This is a genomic window from Gaiella sp. (assembly GCF_057140465.1).
Map to the genome: position 1 here is coordinate 21758 of NZ_DBNHWK010000067.1, position 17629 is coordinate 39386.

The 17629-nt window shown below is 72.6% G+C and carries 17 protein-coding genes and 1 tRNA gene; 9 read left to right on the plus strand and 9 right to left on the minus strand.

The features are described from left to right. Positions 1-12 precede the first annotated feature (12 nt). Positions 13-810 (plus strand): SAM hydrolase/SAM-dependent halogenase family protein, encoded by a 798-nt coding sequence (locus tag AC162C_RS09910; RefSeq protein ID WP_484097401.1) that lies wholly within the window; start codon positions 13-15, stop codon positions 808-810. Between the two features lie 90 nt (positions 811-900). On the opposite strand, the gene AC162C_RS09915 is transcribed toward AC162C_RS09910, so the two are convergent. After that, positions 901-1377: a MaoC family dehydratase gene (locus AC162C_RS09915; protein WP_484097402.1), complete on the minus strand. Its 477-nt coding sequence runs from the start codon at positions 1375-1377 to the stop codon at positions 901-903. A gap of 40 nt (positions 1378-1417) precedes the next feature. Then, positions 1418-1490, minus strand: a tRNA-Phe gene (locus AC162C_RS09920). Positions 1491-1558: 68 nt separating this feature from the next. Here AC162C_RS09920 and rocF point away from each other — a divergent pair. Beyond that, on the plus strand, positions 1559-2464 hold the full coding sequence (gene rocF, locus AC162C_RS09925) for an arginase (protein ID WP_484097403.1): 906 nt from the start codon (positions 1559-1561) through the stop codon (positions 2462-2464). A gap of 61 nt (positions 2465-2525) precedes the next feature. Here rocF and AC162C_RS09930 read toward each other — a convergent pair whose 3' ends face one another. From AC162C_RS09930 to AC162C_RS09950, 5 genes are read right to left on the minus strand one after another with little or no spacing between them, the layout of a single operon-like run. After that, on the minus strand, positions 2526-3386 hold the full coding sequence (locus AC162C_RS09930) for a class I SAM-dependent methyltransferase (RefSeq protein ID WP_484097404.1): 861 nt from the start codon (positions 3384-3386) through the stop codon (positions 2526-2528). Positions 3387-3403: 17 nt separating this feature from the next. Further along, positions 3404-4423 (minus strand): TIGR03842 family LLM class F420-dependent oxidoreductase, encoded by a 1020-nt coding sequence (locus tag AC162C_RS09935; RefSeq protein ID WP_484097405.1) that lies wholly within the window; start codon positions 4421-4423, stop codon positions 3404-3406. A gap of 29 nt (positions 4424-4452) precedes the next feature. Further along, the gene (locus tag AC162C_RS09940) at positions 4453-5610 is read right to left on the minus strand and encodes an MFS transporter (protein WP_484097406.1); all 1158 of its coding nucleotides are present in this window, start codon (positions 5608-5610) and stop codon (positions 4453-4455) included. Between the two features lie 15 nt (positions 5611-5625). After that, complete coding sequence (locus AC162C_RS09945) at positions 5626-6867, minus strand: hydantoinase/carbamoylase family amidase (protein ID WP_484097407.1); 1242 nt, start codon at positions 6865-6867, stop codon at positions 5626-5628. A 28-nt stretch (positions 6868-6895) separates the two neighbouring features. Then, entirely contained in the window at positions 6896-7324 is a 429-nt protein-coding gene (locus AC162C_RS09950) for a hypothetical protein (RefSeq protein ID WP_484097408.1), read from the minus strand. Positions 7325-7344: 20 nt separating this feature from the next. Between AC162C_RS09950 and AC162C_RS09955 the strand changes: the two genes are divergently transcribed. Then, on the plus strand, positions 7345-8550 hold the full coding sequence (locus tag AC162C_RS09955) for an MFS transporter (RefSeq protein ID WP_484097409.1): 1206 nt from the start codon (positions 7345-7347) through the stop codon (positions 8548-8550). On the opposite strand, the gene AC162C_RS09960 is transcribed toward AC162C_RS09955, so the two are convergent. Continuing rightward, complete coding sequence (locus AC162C_RS09960) at positions 8501-9259, minus strand: hypothetical protein (RefSeq protein ID WP_484097410.1); 759 nt, start codon at positions 9257-9259, stop codon at positions 8501-8503. The genes AC162C_RS09955 and AC162C_RS09960 overlap by 50 nt on opposite strands. Positions 9260-9429: 170 nt before the next feature. Here AC162C_RS09960 and AC162C_RS09965 point away from each other — a divergent pair, with 170 nt between their 5' ends. From AC162C_RS09965 to AC162C_RS09990, 6 genes are all read left to right on the plus strand, one after another. Continuing rightward, positions 9430-10122 (plus strand): GntR family transcriptional regulator, encoded by a 693-nt coding sequence (locus tag AC162C_RS09965; RefSeq protein WP_484097411.1) that lies wholly within the window; start codon positions 9430-9432, stop codon positions 10120-10122. 65 nt (positions 10123-10187) lie between these two features. Continuing rightward, complete coding sequence (locus AC162C_RS09970; protein WP_484097426.1) at positions 10188-11369, plus strand: CaiB/BaiF CoA transferase family protein; 1182 nt, start codon at positions 10188-10190, stop codon at positions 11367-11369. Then, complete coding sequence (locus AC162C_RS09975; RefSeq protein WP_462972405.1) at positions 11366-12262, plus strand: hydroxymethylglutaryl-CoA lyase; 897 nt, start codon at positions 11366-11368, stop codon at positions 12260-12262. The genes AC162C_RS09970 and AC162C_RS09975 overlap by 4 nt, the downstream gene beginning before the upstream one ends. Before the next feature lie 33 nt (positions 12263-12295). Further along, the gene (locus tag AC162C_RS09980; protein ID WP_484097412.1) at positions 12296-14356 is read left to right on the plus strand and encodes a hydantoinase/oxoprolinase family protein; all 2061 of its coding nucleotides are present in this window, start codon (positions 12296-12298) and stop codon (positions 14354-14356) included. An 8-nt stretch (positions 14357-14364) separates the two neighbouring features. Next, a complete protein-coding gene (locus AC162C_RS09985; RefSeq protein ID WP_484097413.1) occupies positions 14365-16305 on the plus strand; it encodes a hydantoinase B/oxoprolinase family protein in 1941 nt (646 codons plus the stop codon). 111 nt (positions 16306-16416) lie between these two features. After that, on the plus strand, positions 16417-17031 hold the full coding sequence (locus tag AC162C_RS09990) for an isochorismatase family protein (RefSeq protein ID WP_484097414.1): 615 nt from the start codon (positions 16417-16419) through the stop codon (positions 17029-17031). A 24-nt stretch (positions 17032-17055) separates the two neighbouring features. Here the strand turns inward: AC162C_RS09990 and AC162C_RS09995 are convergent, their stop codons facing one another. Next, positions 17056-17625: a peroxidase-related enzyme gene (locus tag AC162C_RS09995; RefSeq protein WP_484097415.1), complete on the minus strand. Its 570-nt coding sequence runs from the start codon at positions 17623-17625 to the stop codon at positions 17056-17058. Positions 17626-17629 lie beyond the last annotated feature (4 nt).

Here is a 17629-nt window from a genome sequence, read left to right on the forward strand (position 1 = left end):
ACGCTCGCAGGCGTGTTCATCTGCTTCCTCACCGACTTCGGGCTCCGCGACGACTTCGTCGGGACCTGCCACGGCGTCATCAAGCGCATCGCCCCCGACGCACAGGTGATCGACGTCACCCACGGCATCCCGGCGCAGGCCGTCCTCCAGGGCGCGCTCGTGCTCTCCAACACGCTCCCCTACATGCCGGTCGGCGTCCACCTCGCGGTCGTCGACCCCGGTGTCGGCGGCGTTCGCCGCCCGCTCGCCCTCCGCGACGCGGACGGCCGGTTCTTCGTCGGCCCCGACAACGGGCTCCTCCTCCCCGCCGCCGATCGCGCCGGGATCGAGGAGGTCCGGGAGATCGCGAACCCGGACTACGCCCTCGACACCATCTCGCGCACGTTCCACGGGCGCGACCTCTTCGCACCGGCAGCCGCGCACCTCGCCCTCGGCGTGCCCCTCGCCGAGCTCGGGCCGCCGCTCGCCGTCGACGCGCTCGTGCGCCTCGAGCTCCCCGAGCCAAGGGTCGCCGGCGACGCCGTGGAAGGAACGATGCTCTACGTCGACAGCTTCGGCAACATCGCGCTCAACATCACGCGTGACGACGTCGAGCGGATCGGGGTCGTGTCCGGGACGCGTGTCGAGCTCGACGTCACCGGCGAGCGGTACTTCGCGATCGCCGCCCGCACCTTCGGCGACGCACGCCCCGGAGACGTGATCCTCTACGAGGACAGCTACCGCAACATGTCGCTCGCTGTCTCCAACGGCAGCGCAGCGTCACTGCTCCACGCCGTCGTCGGACGCCACATCAGGATCCGACGGGCTTGACCGGCTCCCCGAACGGGGCGTAGGCTCCGAGGTGACAGAGGCGTTCGTGGTGCGGTCTACCGGCCCGGACGCCTCTTCCTCGTCCGCGGCTCACTCCGCCGGGCGCCTCCCGAACAGCGCACGCCCGACGAACGAGACGACCGTCTCGCCCTCCTCGTTCTCGAGCGTCATCCGCACGACCGCCGTCCCGCGCTCGGGCCGCCGCTCCGACGGCCGCACGGCCAGCACCTCCCCGCGACCCGTGAGGACGTCGCCGGGACGCACCGGCTCGAGCCAGCGCACCTCGTCCACGCCGGGCGATCCCAGCGACACGCTCACCCGCAACACGGCCTCGTACCAGAGCCGCATGAGCACCGCACAGCTGTGCCACCCACTCGCGATCAGTCCGCCGAACGGGGACTCCAGGGCGGCCGCCTCGTCCACGTGGAACGGCTGCGGGTCGAACTGCCGACCGAACGCGACGATCTCGGCGGCGCTGATCGCCGTCGTCCCGAGCTCGAAGACCTGCCCGACGGCGAAGTCCTCCAGGAACAGGAGCCCGTCGGGCTGCTGGGTGTCGGTCGTCATCCCGTCGGCGGGCAGCGCTGCGGCGTCGGCGCACGTGCCATGGCGAGGGCCGGACTCGAACCGGCGACACCCCGGTTTTCAGCCGAGTGCTCTACCAGCTGAGCTACCTCGCCGCGGAAGGGGAGTGTAGCGATCGACCTCGCGCCCGCGGACACGCGAGCCATCGTCTAGGCTCGCGCCCGTGGCGGCGACGAGGGCAGTCCAGGTGATCGGCGCGCCGCTCGACCTCGGCCAGAGTCGGCGCGGAGTCGACATGGGGCCGTCTGCGCTCCGCTATGCGGGCCTCGAGGAGCGCCTCACGTCCATCGGCTTCGACGTCGTCGACCGCGGCAACATCGCCACCCGCGAGCCGGAGGCGCTCGCCGTCGGCGACATCCGCGCCCGCTACCTCGAGGAGATCCTCGACACCTGCGCCGCGCTTGCAGAGGCCGTCCGCGACACGCTGGGCGCCGGGGCGCTGCCGGTCGTGCTCGGCGGCGACCACTCGGTCGCGATCGGCACGCTCGCCGGTGCGGCGACGGCCGCCGGACAGGCCGGAGGCGTCCTCTGGATCGACGCGCACGGGGACCTCAACCGTCCGGAGACGAGCCCCACGGGGAACGTCCATGGGATGCCCCTCGCCGCCGCGCTCGGGCTCGCCGGCGACGCGTTCGCGCACCCGCGGCTGGCGCTCCCGGCCGTCGACCCCGCGCGCGTGGCGCTCGTCGGCGTCCGGGAGCTCGACCGCGACGAGCGCGAGCTCCTCCGCACCTCGGGCGTCCGCGCGTTCACGATGAGCGAGATCGACCGGATCGGGATCGAGCGGGCGGTCACCGAGGCGCTCGCACGGGTCGCCGGGCCCGGGTTCGTCCACCTCTCGCTGGACATGGATGCGCTCGATCCCGACGAGGCGCCCGGAGTCGGCACCCCCGTTCGCGGCGGTCTCACGTACCGCGAGGCGCACCTGGCCTGCGAGCTCGTCGCCGAGTCCGGGCTCGTCCACTCCGTCGAGATCGTCGAGGTGAACCCGATCCTCGACCGAGAGAACTCGACCGCCGCCACCGCCGTCGAGCTCGTGGCGAGCGCCCTCGGCAAGACGATCCTCTGACGCGCTCCGCAGGGGCGCGGCGATCCGCACGTGACGGGAAGGGGCCGTCGGCGCCCGTCGCTCACGAGCCGCCGGCGGCCGGCGGCCGCCGTGCGCGCACCACCCGGGCTCTCCCCGGGACGGCGAGCGACCCGTCCGCGGCCGTGTGCTCCCGCAGCAACCCGCTCGCCCGCGCACGGAGCCGCGACAACGTCTCGTCGTCGACGCGCCGTGCCAGCTCCCCGAGCATCCGCGACGTGTCGGTCGTGATCGCCCACCACTCGTCGAGGGAGTCGGCCCGCCACGTCACGCCCGCGTCCTCCAGCACGTCGACCTCGAGCCCGGCTCGCTCGAGCAGCAGACGAAGTCGCACGGGATCGGCGAGGCGGAACGGCCCCGGTGCGTCGCGAGGCGGCCGGTCGACGAGGCCCATCTCGACCGCCGCCCGCCCGCCCGCCGACATCCAGGGGTTCTCCTCGGCGCTCGCCCATACCGCCAGGGAGACGCGTCCGCCGGGGCGGACGACGCGGCACAGCTCGCGCGCCGCGGCATCGCAGTCCGGCACGAGCATCACGCCGAAGCGGCACAGGGCTGCGTCGACGGACGCATCGGCGAAGCCGGTCGCCGCCGCGTCGACGACGAGGAACTCCACGTTCGTGACGCCGAGGTCGGCGGCCCGCGACGCCGCCGCCGCGAGCATCTCCGGCGCCGCGTCCGTGCACAGGACGCGTCCGCCGGGCTCGAGACGCGGGGCCGCGAGGAACGTCGTGTCGCCCGAGCCGGCGGCCAGCTCGAGCAGCGTCTCCCCGGGCTGGAGGTCGAGCAGGTCGACGAGCCGCTCCGAGAGCGAGCGCGTCGCTCGCCAGAGGGTGTCGCGGCGCCGCTCCCAGCCCGGCGCGACGCTCCGCCAGCCCTCGATCTGCTCGCGGGCGGGATCACGCACGCCCCGGCCTCCCGTCGCTACAGCGTCGCCCGCTCGAACTGCGGGATGACCTCCTTCCCGTAGGCCGCGAGCGTCTCCTCCTGGCCGTGCGTCATCAGGTAGATCGAGAAGTGGTCGACCCCGATCTCCTCGAGCTCGCGCAGCTTCGCGGTGATCTGGTCGGTCGAGCCGAGGACCGAGAACCGGTCGCAGATCTCGTCGGTCACGAACTCGCCGTGCGCCGCCCCGACGCGCGAGTGGTCGTTGTAGTCGTAGAACTTCCTCGCCTGGACGTAGTCGGTGAGGGCGTGCGGGATCGTCGAGCCGTCCGCGCCGTACCGCTCGATCAGGTCCATCACGTGGTTCGAGACCATCGCCGGGAACCACCGCGTCTGCTCGCGGCCGTCCTCGACCGGCCCGACATGGCTCGGCGCGCAGACGATGCACTTCAGCTCGGCCGGATCACGACCCGCCTCCTCCGCCGCGGCGCGCGCCGTCCCCATGATCCACTGGATGATCTCGGGGTCGGCGAGCTGGATGATCACCCCGTCACCGACGCGCCCGGCGACGCCCAGTGCACGCGGCCCGTACCCGGCGACCCACATCGGGATCCGGGGCAGCTCCGGCCGCACCCACTTCAGCTGCAGGTCCTTGTCGTTCCAGTGCACCTCGTCGCCGTTCATGAACGGCTTGATCATGCGGAGCGCCTCCTCGAACTCCGCGACGCGCACCGGCTTCTGGCCGATGTAGCGGCGCGCGGAGTCGCCACGCCCGATCCCCATCACCATGCGGCCGTCCGAGATGTCGTGGAGCGTCGCGTAGAGGCTCGCCACCACGGTCGGCTCCCGCGTGCCCGGATTCGTCACCAGGTGCCCGAACCGCATCCGCGACGTCGCCTGGATCGCGAGCGTCAGGAGCGGGAACGAGTCCTGCCAGAGGACGTGCGAGTCGTACGTCCACCCGATCTCGAAGCCGTTCTCCTCGCCGAGCGCCATCAGCTCGACGAGCCGCGTCGCAGGCGGGTCGGGAAGGACGGTAACGCCGAAGCTCAGTGCCATGGGGATCTCCTTCGTCGCGGAAGAGACGATTATCCGTCTTCGACGCCGGTCGGTGCCAGTGGCGACGCCGGGACGCCGCCGCCGAGGCCCGCTCTCGGTACGGCCGGCACCGCCAGCACGACGAGCGCCGCGAGGACGGCGAACGCGATCCTCCCGTCACCCGGCAGGTCGAACGCGAGGCCCGCCAGTGGCGTGCCCACGAGGATCGCCAGCACCGCGCAGCCGTTGACGAGCGCGACCGCCGCCCCCGGCGCGTCCGGCCGCAGCCGCTGCGCTGCGGCGAAGATGCTCGCGAAGGGGACGCCCGCCGCCAGACCGACGAGCAGCGCGCCGGCCGCCGAGAGCGCGAGCGGCCCCCCGGCTGCCAGCAGCAGCGCTCCGAGCGCCATGCAGGCCAGGCTCGCGACGACGAGCGTCGTGCGTCGCCCTCCATGCGCGAGTCGCCCTCCCCACGGGCGGGTCGCGATCCCGGCGAAGAGCACCATCCCGCCCGCCGCGCCCGCCAGGGCGGGGCTCGCGCCCTGGCGCTCGAGCAGCGGCACGACCCAGACGCCGGCGACCACCGCCAGCCCGAAGGTCGCCGCCTGCAACACGCCGAGCGGCAGCAGTCGCCGGTCGCGGAGCACCGTGCCGGCGGCGTGGCCGACCCGCTGCAGGCCGCCGGCCGCGAGCACGGGGACGGCCGCCGCGGCCGCCAGGACGAGGGCCGTCCAGTACGCGGCGCGCCACCCGGCCGCCGCGGCGAGCGGGGGCACGACGATCAGCGCGAGGCCGCCGCCGGCCATCGTCGCGCCGCCGTAGAGGCCCTGCAGGAACGGGCCGCCGCCGGCGGCGCGCACGAGGTCGAGCCCGGCCACGAAGCCGGCGCCCGAGCCGACGCCGACGATCAGGCGTCCCACCAGGGCCATGCCCCACAGGTCGGTCGTGAGCAGGATCGCGTTGCCGACGACCGCGGCGGCGATCGCCGCCAGGGCGACGGCACGCGCACCGCGGAGATCGGCCGCCCGACCCGCGGGGAGCTGCGCCGCCAGGTGCGTCAGGAAGAGCGCCGTCGTCAGCAGGCCGACCGCTGCGAGTGACACGCCGTACGCGTCGGCGAGGCGGTCGGCGGCCGCGCCGACGTTCGACACGTTCCACGTGAGCAGCCCTCCCGTCGCGAGGCCTGCGACGACGGGAGTCCGCGCCACCGTCTGTGGGCCGCCCTACGCGGCGGCCACGTGCGCGACCGTCTTCGCCGCGAGGCGGTCGAGTGCGGCCACGGAGAGCTCGAGGTGCTCCTCGCGAGTGTCCTCGAGCTTCGTGTGCGAGAGCCCGCGGAGGCTCTGGACGAACATCATCACGGTCGGGACGCCGGCGCGCGCGACCTCCGCCGCATCGTGCAGCGGGCCCGAAGGAAGACGGTGGCTCGACCCCGCGACCTCGGCGATCGCCTCGTCGCAGAGCGCGATCAGCGCGTCGTCGAAAAGGATCGGCTGGATGTTCCAGATGCGCTCCCAGGCGACGTCGATGCGCTCCTCGTCCGCGAACCCGTGCGAGAGCTCCTGGGCCCGGGCGAGCATCGCGGCGAGCGTCTCCGCGTCGAGGTGCCGCTGGTCGAGCAGCTGCTCGGCGGTCTCGACGACCGAGGTGACGATGCCGGGCCTGCAGACGACGCCGCCCGACGTGCACACGGCCCCGCCGCCGGCCTCACGCGCGATGTCGCGGATCGCGAGGGCGAGCTTGGCGGCGCCAGCGAGCGCGTCGCGCCGCTCCGCCATCGGCGTCGACCCGGCGTGCGCCGCCTGACCCGTCCAGGTGACGCGCCAGCGCTCGACGCCGAACGTGCCGAGCACGACCCCGAGCGGGAGCTCGAGCGACTCGAGGACGGGGCCCTGCTCGATGTGGAGCTCCAGGTAGGCGGCCGCGGTCTCGAGCTGCGCGCGGGCGTCGAGCACACGGTCGAGATCGACCCCGAACGCGCCCACGGCGTCGGGCAGCGAGACGCCGTCCCGGTCGACGAGGCGCCGGAGCTCGTCCTGGTCGGCCATCGACCCCGATGCCGCGGAGGACCCGAGGAGCGAGCGGCCGAAGCGCGCACCCTCCTCGTCGGCCCAGTCGACGAGGCGTACGGTCACCGGAGGCGTGCCCTCCTCCGCGATCCGCCGCAGCGTCTCGGCGCCCGCGAGGACGTTGAGCGCGCCGTCGAGCCAGCCGCCGTTCGGCACCGAGTCCATGTGCCCGCCGATCAGGACCGCACGCTCCGACTCGCCGCGGAGCGTGTACCAGTCGTTGCCGGCCGCATCCCGCTCGACGTCGAGCGGCAGGTCGGCGAGCAGGCTCGCCAGCCACTCCCGTGCGGTCGCCCACGTCTCCGTCCAGGCGACGCGCTGGGCGCCGTTCTCGTCGCCCGTGAGCGCACGGAGTTCCTTGAGCTGGGCAACCACCCGTGACGGCTGCAGTGGCATCGCACCGACCCTACACCGTCGTGTGCGGCTACGTCGCGGGCGGTGCGCCCTCGGGCCGTGCGGCTCGCCCGAGGGCGTCGACGAACCGCTCGAGCGCCCGCTGGCGGCTGCGCGAGTCCTCGATCTCCGCGTTCAGGCGCCCGATCTCGTCCCCCGCGCCGGCGTCGCCCGCCGCGTCCTCGTCCTCTTCCTCGAAGTCCGCGAACATCTCGTCCCACTCCTCGAGCGCCTCGTCGTCCTCGTCCTCCTCGTCGTCGGTGCCGAGGATCTCGCGCACGAGGGCGGCCTCCGCGGGGTCGAGCTGCGCGAGCGCCTCCCGGTCGACGCGCTGTCGCTCCTCCTCGAGGATCGTCTCCTCGATCTGCTCCCGCAGCGCGGCCTCGCGCTGTTGCTCGAACTCGAGCGCCTCGACGGCCTCGCGCCGCCGCCGCTCCCGTGCGATCGCGTCGCGGTTCACGACGCAAGGATAATCGCAGCGTGCAGGGCTCCCCCCGTTCGGCCGGCGCCGTCCTCGTGGGCGCGACGGCCGCCCAGGCGACCGTCTCGTTCGTGAACTTCGGGCTGCCGGCGATCGGCCCGAGGCTCCGCGCGGACTTCGGCCTCAGCCTGCTCGAGCTGGGCGCCGTCCTCACCGCGGGCCTGCTCGGCGCCGGGGTCGCGCTGATCGCCGCGGGGGTCGTCGTCGACCGGCTCGGCACCCGCGACGCGATGCTCCTCGGTACCGCTCTCGGAACGGCAGGCCTCGTCGTGGCGGCGCTCGCGTCGACGAAGGGCGTGCTCTTCGGGGGGCTGTTCGTGTTCGGGATCGGCAGCGCGGTCGTCCCGGTCGCCGGGGCGGGCGCCCTCTTCCGGTCGTTCCCCGTCTCCCGACGCGGGTGGGCGCTCGGCGTCCGCCAGACCGCGGTGCCGCTCGGCGGCACGATCGCGGCGGTGGCGTTCCCCGTCCTGTACGCGGCCGGCGGGAGCCGCGGGACGCTCCTCGCAGTCGCCGTCGCGGTGTGCGCCACCGGGATCTGGTTCGCGCTGATCGCGGGCGACGACCGCGTGCGCGGCGCTCGCAGGGTCGAGCGGCCGTTCAGGAGCATCGTGCGCGCACCGGGGATGCAGCGGCTGCTGCTCGTCGCCGCCTGCTACATCGTCGTCCTCCAGGCACTTCTCACGTACATCGTCCCGGCGATCCGGGCCGCCGGCTACTCGGCGCTGACGGCATCGATCGCCTACGTCGCGATCAACGTCACGGCGATGCTCGCCCGGATCGCCTGGGGGCGCATCGCCGACACCGGCGGCGGCACGCGCCGCGTGCGGACGCTCGTCGAGGTGGGCTTCGTCGCCTGCGGCGGCGCTCTCCTGTTCGCCCTCGCCCTCCACGTCGGCCCGGCGGCGATCGTCGCCGCCGCGGTGCTCTTCGGCGTCGGGGCGCTCGGGTGGAACGCCCTCGTCTACGTGAGCGCGGGGGAGCGCGCGAGCGCGGAGCTGGCGGCCCGGTCGGTCGCCGTCGCCGCAACGGTCGTGTTCGTGATCTCCGGCCTGTCGACGCCGCTCCTCGGCGCGCTCGCCGACCACGCGGGGTGGGACGGGCTGTGGCTCGCGTGCGCCGGGATCGCCGCGGGTGGTGCGCTGCTCGCGACGCGACTCACGCGGACGGCGATCCCGACGGCCCCGGCGACGCCGCGCCCCCGCTGAGGGCGACGGCGACGACGAGGTTCCGCGGCAGCGCGATCCGGAACTGCTCGAGCACCGGCCGCGTCCGCTCGAGGTCGAAGCACGCGGCGTCGGGGAACGCGAGCGCCTCCCGCTCACCTGCCTCGGCGAGGCGCGCCACGCGCTCGCGTCCGGCGTCGCCACCGAGGAGCGACGCGACCATCGGCCAGGCCTCGTCGAGGAGGTCGAGCGCGGCGAGCGACCGGTAGAGCGTCGGGACGTGTGCCGTGCCGTAGAGCTCCCGGACGTCGCGGTAGCGCGGGTGCTCCCCGCGCGCCTCGGGCACGGTCGGCTCCGGGGGCGGCTCGCCGGTGGCGAGCCCGAGCGGCGGCGGCGGCCTGCGCGGCAGCCGGCCGTCGAGGGAGAGCCCGAGCGACGACACGATGAGCAGCATGCCGGGGAGCTCCTCCGCGAACGGGGCCACCGCCTCCGCGATCGCGCGGGACGGCCCGATGCCGCCGGCGTCAGGCGTCGCAGCGGCGCGCAGCCGTCCGGTCGCCGCGTCGAATCCTGGATCGTCAACGATCGCGCGTGCCTGCACCCACGCGAGCTCGAGCGCCGGGGGGTCGGCGGCGAGCGCCTTGAAGATCGCGGGCGTGAAGCGCATCCGGCGCCTGACGTCCGCGAACACCGACGCGACGAGGCCACTCGCCTCGTCCTCGTGGTGGAGCGAGAACGGCGTCTGCGTCACGTGGACAGTGTGCCCGGTCGGGCAGCCACCGCCGCGTTTCCCGTCCCGACCCGCGCCACGCGGTTGCCCGGGCAAATCGCATGATGTATACGACCCTCGTGGGCCTCGTACGCGCACCGCGGATCGCTCCCGCTTCCGGCGGGCCTCCAGCACGTTGTAAGGTCGACCGGGTGGAGACGGTCTTCGACGGTCAGCCGCCGCTCACGCGAACCGCGTCGTCCGTCGCGATGGAGCTGATCCGCGAGGCGATCGTGGACGGCCGCCTCGCCCCCGGCCAGCGCCTGAAGGAGGTGCAGCTGGCGAACGAGCTCGGGATCAGCCGCACGCCGATCCGGGAGGCACTGCTCCTGCTCCAGGCCGAGGGCCTCGTGGACGCCGCTCCGAACAGGGGCTCCACGGTGCGCGCCTACGACGCCCGGGAGCTCCAGGACATGTACGAGCTCCGTGCCGTCCTCGAGGGGCACGCCGCCAGACGCGCGGCGAGACGCGTGACGGAGGCAGCCCTCGACGAGCTCAGAGCGAGCTGCACCCGCTTCGCCGACCACGTCGGCGACCTCGAGGGGGACGGCCGCGTCACGGAGCTCGTCAAGGAGAACGGCATCTTCCACGAGATGGTCCTCGATGCCGCCGCGAGTGAGCGCCTGGCGGGGATGGTCCGGCAGGTCGTCGTCGCGCCGCTCGTGTACCGGTCGTACATCTGGTACTCGGTGGAGCAGGCCCGCCTCTCCCATCAGGCGCACGTCCAGCTCGTGAACGCGCTCGAGCGTCGCGACGGCGACCGCGCCGACGCGATCATGCGCGAACACGTCTTCCACGGCCGGGACGTCCTCGTCTCCCGCCTCGAGGCCGACGCGGGCCGGTGAGCGAGGTCACGCCCACGCCCGGCTCGAGCGGCGAGCGCCCGGGCGCCCACGGGCCGCTCACCGGGATGCGGGTGATCGAGCTCGGGCAGCTCCTCGCTGGGCCGTTCACCGGGCGTCTGCTCGGCGATCTTGGGGCCGAGATCATCAAGGTCGAGGCGCCGGGCAAGCCCGACCCGATCCGCGACTGGGGCAAGGCCCGGTACGAGGGGCGATCGCTCTGGTGGCCCGTGCAGTCGCGGAACAAGAAGTGCATCACGCTCAACCTCCGCGACGAGCGCGGCCAGCAGCTGCTCCTCGAGCTCGTCAAGCGGGCGGACGTGCTCGTCGAGAACTTCCGCCCGGGCACCCTCGAGCGCTGGAACCTCGGCTACGAGCAGCTCAGCGAGGTGAATCCCGGGATCGTGGTCGCACGGGTCTCGGGCTACGGGCAGACCGGCCCCTACGCGAAGCGCGCCGGCTTCGCCTCCGTCTCCGAGGCGATGGGCGGGATCCGCCACATCAACGGCTTCCCCGACCAGCCGCCGCCGCGGATGCACCTGTCGCTCGGCGACTCGCTCGCCGGCATGTTCGCCGTCCAGGGCATCCTCGCCGCGCTCTACTACCGCGACGCGCTCGGCGGCGGCGTCGGCCAGGTCGTCGACGTCTCGCTGATGGAGGCGGCGTTCGCCCTCCTCGAGAGCACCGTCCCCGAGTACGACCGCCTCGGCATCGTCCGCGGCCCGCAGGGGACGAACCTCAAGGGCATCGCGCCGTCGAACATCTTCAAGTCCTCCGACGACAAGTGGATGGTGATCGCCGCCAACGCCGACAACGTGTTCCGTCGGCTGTGCGACGCGATGGAGATGCCGGAGCTCGCGGACGACCCGCGCTACGCGACGCACCTCGCGCGCGGCGAGAACCAGGAGGAGATCGAGGGGATCGTCGCGGACTGGGCGCGTGAGCGCACCGCGAAGGAGATCGACGAGGTCCTGAACGAGGCCGGCGTGATCTGCGGCCCCATCTACACGATCGCGGACATCTTCGAGGATCCCCAGTACCAGGCACGCGAGATGCTGCTCCCCCACCACGACCCCGAGTTCGGCGAGTACATCGGGCCGGGGATCGTGCCGAAGCTGTCGCACACGCCCGGCGAGGTCCGTTGGTCGGCGACGTGGGAGGAGGGCAGCCACAACGACGAGGTCTACAGTGGGCTGCTCGGCCTGTCCGACGACGAGCTCTCGGCCCTGCGAGAGGAGGGTGTGCTGTGACCGCCGTGACGATCTGTGACGTCGCCCCGCGGGACGGGCTGCAGAACGACGCCAAGATCCTGGACGCCGCGACCCGGGCGGAGCTCGTGAACCGGCTCGCCGCCGCCGGCGTCCCACGGATCGAGGCCGTCAGCTTCGTCCACCCGAAGCGGGTCCCGCAGATGGCCGACGCCGAGGGCGTCGTCGCGGGCATCGAGCGGCGCGACGGCGTCGTCTACGCGGGTCTCGCCCTCAACGACCGCGGCTACGACAGGCTCCGCGAGACGGCGCTCGACGAGGTGCACTTCGCGTTCGCGGTCTCCGAGGAGTTCAACCAGCGCAACGCCGGCACGGGCACCGAGGACTCGGTGCAGTCGGGCGAGCGGATCGTCGCGCGGGCGCGCGAGGACGGCATCCGCGCCACCGTCACGCTCGGGACGTCGTTCGGCTGCCCGTTCGCGGGGGCGATCGACCCCGGCGTCGTCCTCGAGCTCGCCGGTCGCTTCGCCGCCGGCGGCGCCGACGAGATCGTCTTCGCGGACACCGTCGGGGTCGCCGTGCCCCGGCAGGTCCGGCATCTCGTCGAGGAGGGGGTGAAGCTCGGGGTCCCGATCGGTGCGCACCTGCACAACACGCGCAACACGGGGATCGCGAACGCCCTCGTCGCCGTCGAGGCCGGTGCCACGGTGCTCGACGCGTCCGTCGGAGGCGTCGGTGGCTGCCCCTTCGCACCCCGTGCGACCGGGAACATCTGCACCGAGGACCTCGTGTACCTGCTGCACGGGGAGGGCGTCGAGACGGGGATCGACCTCGGAGGGTTGGTCGAGGTCGCCCAGTGGCTCGAGGGCGTGCTCGGGCGGGAGCTCGAGGGAATGGTCTACAAGGCCGGTGTGTTCGCGCCGGTCGCCGGATAACCCCAGGAGAGATCGAGGAGAAGGAGAACCGGGATGGCGTACAGGCTCGGGGTTGACGTCGGAGGCACGTTCACCGACCTCTTCCTCGTCAGTGACGCGGACGGGGGCGCGCAGTATCGCGTGAAGACCCCGTCGACGCCGGCGGACCCGTCCGAGGGTGTGCTGACCGGCGTCACGAGGATCTGCGAGGAGGCCGGGATCGAGGTCAGTGAGCTCCGCAACATCCTCCACGGCACGACGGTCGCGACGAACGCCGTGCTGGAGTCGAAGGGTGCCCGCGTCGGGCTGATCACGACGACGGGCTTCAAGCAGATCCTGCACCTGGCCCGCTCGCAGACACCGGGCCCGCTCGCAGGCTGGATCATCATGATCAAGCCGGACCCGCCGGCCTCGCTGGCCGACACCCGCGAGGCGGTCGAGCGCATGGACGCCCGCGGCGGCACGCTCGTCCCGGTGGACGAGGCGCAGGTCGAGGAGATCGTCCGCGACCTCGTCGAGTCGGGCGTCGAGTCGCTGACCGTCGGGCTCATCAACTCGTACGTGAACCCGGCTCACGAGGAGCAGATCGGGGCGGTCGTCGAGCGGCTCTACCCCGGCTTCCCCGTCACGCTCTCGTCGCACGTGCTCCCCGAGTTCCGGGAGTACGAGCGGACGCTGACGGCCTGCATGAACTCGTACGTGCGACCGAAGGTGGCCGACTACGTCACCCACCTGCAGTCGGAGCTGCAACGGGTCGGGGCGGGGGCCGAGGTGAACATCCTCCGGTCGGACGCGGGGCTGATGACGACGGGGGAGGCGACACGGAACCCGATCTACGGGATCCTCTCCGGCCCCTCGGGCGGCGTCGCGGGCGCGCTGTACGTCGCCCGCAAGGCCGGCTTCGAGAACATCCTCACGTTCGACATGGGCGGCACCTCGACCGACGTGGCGCTGTGCCAGAACGGCGAGCCGACGATCGGCCGCGAGACGTCGATCAGCCACTTCCGGATCAAGGTGCCGTCGGTGAACGTCCACACGGTCGGTGCCGGCGGCGGATCGATCGCGCACGTCCCCGAGCTGACGAAGGCGCTCCGCGTCGGGCCGCAGTCCGCCGGTGCCGATCCCGGCCCCGCGGCGTACGGGCGTGGCGGGCAGGAGCCGACGGTCACGGACGCCAACGTCGTCCTCGGCCATCTCCCGCCGCAGCTGCTCGGCGGTGAGATGCAGCTCGACGCCGACGCCGCCCGTGCCGCCGTGCAGACCGTGGCGGACGCGATGGGCCTGGCGAGCGTCGAGGAGGCCGCGGAGGGGATCCTCGCGATCGTCAACGAGAACATGGCCGGCGCGCTGCGGCTCGTCTCGGTGCAGCGCGGGCACGACCCACGCGAGTTCGCGCTCGTCGCCTACGGCGGCGCGGGCCCGCTCCATGCCAACGCCGTGGCGGAGATCATGGGCTCCTTCCCGGTGCTCGTGCCGCCCGCGCCAGGGCTCCTCTGCGCGATCGGCGACCTCGTCGCGGACTTCCGCGACGAGTTCGCACAGACCTACATCCGCGTGCTCCCGGACGCCGAGCCCGAGGAGGTCGCGTCGATCCTCGAGAGCCTCGGCGTCCGCGCGCGTGCCTTCCTCGACACGGAGGGCATCGAGGTCGACCGTCAGCACGTCGCCTACACGGCCGACATGCGCTACCACCGCCAGGGCTACGAGATCCCGGTCACCGTCGACCCCGACGATGTCCGGGCGAACGGGCTCGAGGGGCTCGACGAGCGCTTCGACGCGCTCCACGAGCAGCTCTACGGCTTCCGCATGCACGACACGCTGTCGGAGATCGTCAACCTGCGGGCAGTCGGCTCCGGTGCCGTGCCCAAGCCCGAGCTACCGGTCGGGAAGGTGGGCGGCGCCGACGCCTCGGTGGCCGTGACGGACGAGCACGCGATCACCTTCAAGGGCGAGCAGGTGCCCACGAAGATCTACGACCGGGCGAAGCTCGCCCCTGGCATGCGCTTCGACGGCCCGGCGATCGTGACCGAGTTCGACTCCACGACCGTCGTCCTCCCGGGCTACTCGGGAGAGGTCGACGTGAACTACAACATCCTCATCAACCCGAAGACGTGAGGTCCGAGATGGCGACGACACACGACGAGCTGCGGATCGCCGAGATCCCGACGGACATCGACGTCGATCCGGTCACGCTCGACATCATCGAGGGCGCCCTCAAGAGCGCCCGGTTCGAGATGGACGCCGTGCTCTTCCGCTCCGCGATGAGCCCGGTGATCCGCGAGCAGCACGACGAGTTCCCGATGATCACCGACCCGCGCGGCCGCATGGTCGTGGGCCAGTTCGGCGCGTACATCAACGAGATGATGGAGGAGTGGGACCGGGGGGTGTACCCGGGGGACGTGATCCTCACGTCCGACCCGTTCAAGTGCTCCGCGTCGATCTCGCACACGAACGACTGGCTGGTGCTCGTGCCGATCTTCTACGAGGACGAGCTGGTGGGCTGGTCGAGCCAGTTCGGCCACCAGATGGACGCGGGCGGCCCCCTGCCGGGGTCGCTGCCAACGGGGGCGCGGACGATCTTCGAGGAGGGGATCATCATCCCGCCGCTCAAGATCATCGAGCGCGGCGTGCCGCAGGAGGACGTGCTCCGGCTGATCTTCAACAACGTCCGCCTGCCGGAGATGAACCGCGCCGACCTGTTCGCGATCGTCGCGGGCTGCCGGGCGGGCGAGAAGCGGGTGATGGAGCTCTGCGAGCGCTTCGGCAAGGAGACCTACCTCGCCGCGCTGCAGGCGCTCCTCGACCGCACGTACGAGGCGATGCGGAAGCTGATCCTCGTCGCGATCCCCGAGGTGCCGCAGACGTTCGTCGACTACGTCGACGACGACGGCCTCGGCAACGGCCCGTTCAAGATGCAGCTGACGATCTGGCGGGAGGGCGACCAGGCGTTCTTCGACTGGTCGGGGACCGACCCGCAGGCGCTCGGCCCGGTGAACTTCTACCTCTCCGAGGGCATGTTCAAGATGTTCATCGGGATCTACCTGATCATGGTCAACGATCCCCAGATCCTCTTCAACGACGGCTTCTACCCGCTGCTGCACGTGGTGATGCCGAAGGGGAGCCTGCTCAACCCGCGCTTCCCGTCTGCGCTCGGCTGTCGCACGCACGCGCTCGCACGACTGTTCGACGTGCTCGGCGGCGCGCTCGTGAAGCAGGCGCCGGAGCTGAACACGGCGTCGGGCTACGGCACGAGCCCGTACATGCTGTACTCGGGCTGGGACGACGCCGGCGAGTTCTTCTACTCGATGGAGATCCTGTACGGCGGGATCCCGGGGAGGCCGATCGGCGACGGGATGGACGGCCACTCGTGGTGGCCGCTGTTCGAGAACATCCCCACCGAGTACCTCGAGGCCTACTACCCGCTGCGCATCGACGGCTACACGACCGTCACCGACTCCGGCGGCCCCGGCTTCCACCGGGGCGGCAACGGCGTGGAGAAGCGGTACGTGTACCTGGAGCCGGGCGAGGTCTCGATCCACGACGACCGGTGGCTGACGCGGCCGTGGGGCGTGCTCGGCGGCTGGCCGGGCGCCCGCTCGTCGAAGCTGCTGAAGCGCGCCGACGGCACCGAGCAGGTGCTGCCGTCGAAGTGCGACAACGTGGTCGTAGAGCCGGGCGACATGCTCGTGTACCGAACGGCGGGCGGCGGCGGCTGGAAGGACCGGCTCGACCGTCCGGCCGAGCTCGTCGCGCGCGACGTCTCCTTCGGGCTCGTCAGCCGGGAGTTCGCAACAGAGGGCTACGGTGTCGTGCTCGCCGCCGACGGGTCGGTCGACGAGGCGTCCACGGAGGCCGAGCGCGAGCGGCAGCGGACGGAGCGAGGCGAGGCGCTCGCCTTCGACTTCGGGCCGCCGCTCGAGGACGTGATCGCCAACTGCGTCGCCGAGACGGGCCTCGAGCCGCCGTCCCCCGCCACGCCGTTGCGGTGGTCACCGCTCGAGCCGGGCGACGAGGCGCTCGCCCGCGTCCGCGAGGGCGACGGCGTGCCGGCACCGGGGTCGTGAGCGAGTGACCGGGATCGGGGAGGCTCGGCGACGCGGCCGCGGCAGCGGACGCCTCCAGGGGTGTGCGCGCGACCGGGATCCGCTCCCGCGGATCCCGGTCCTGCCCGGCAGATGATGCGCCACGAGGGATTCCACGGGCGCGCCGGCTTCGGCCGGCGGCCCGCCCTCGTGGTGATCGACGTCAACCGCGGGTTCACCGACCCGGCGTCGCCGCTCGTCTGCGACCTCGACGACGTCGTCGAGGCGATCGACCGTCTGCTCGGCGCGTTCCGCGAGCGGGGGCTCCCCATCGCCTTCACGACCGTCTCCTACGACGAGGCGGCGAAACAGGCGGCCGCGGCGTTCATCGACAAGATCCCGGCGCTCCTCACCCTCGAGGCGGGGACGCCCTGGGTGGAGATCGACCCCCGCATCGCGCCGCTCCCGTCCGAGCCCGTGTTCAACAAGCTCTGGGCCTCGTCGTTCTTCGGCACCCCGTTCGCGAGCTTCCTCGCCGCGCACGGCTGCGACAGCCTCGTCGTGACGGGCGCCTCGACCTCCGGGTGCGTGCGGGCGACCGTGCTCGACGCCCTCCAGCACGGCTACCGGCCGATCGTCCCGCGGGAGGCGGTCGGCGACCGCAACCCCGCAGCGCACGAGGCCAACCTCTACGACATCGACACGAAGTACGGGGACGTCGTGTCGCTCGACGAGGTGCTGGACGCCCTGCGCGGCGACCCGGAGTGACGGCGGCGGACAGGTCGTCCGCGCCTAGCGGCCGAGCGCCTCGTACTCCGGGTTCGGGGCCCAGCCGAGGCCGGACGCCATGCGGTTCGACATGTTGAACAGCCCCGTCACCTCGGCGATGTCCATCACGTCCTCGTCCGTCCAGCCGGCGCGCCGGAGCGCCTCGACGTCGTCCTCGGTCATCTCCGTCGGGCGGAGCGTCAGCTTCACCGCGTAGTCGAGCGCCGCCACCATTCGCTCGGGGATCGCGGCCCGGCGGTGGTCGGCGGCGACCTGGTCGGAGAGCGCGGCGTCCTTCGTCAGCTTGCGCAGCGCCGCGGAGTGGGCGGCGATGCAGTACGCGCACTCGTTCGCGACGGAGACGACGACCGCGATCATCTCGCGCTCCGCCTTCGTCAGACCGGAGTCGCCCTTCATCGCCTCCTCGTACCAGGCGTTCCAGGCCAGCAGGTGCGACGGGCGCAGCGCGTAGTTGCGAAGCACGTTCGGGACGAAGCCGAGCTTCTCGAGGGAGGGCGCCCAGAGCTCGTGCACCGCCTCGGGGAGCTCCTCGGGCGCGGGCACACGGAGCCAGGTCGGGCGCTGCTCGTCCACCTCG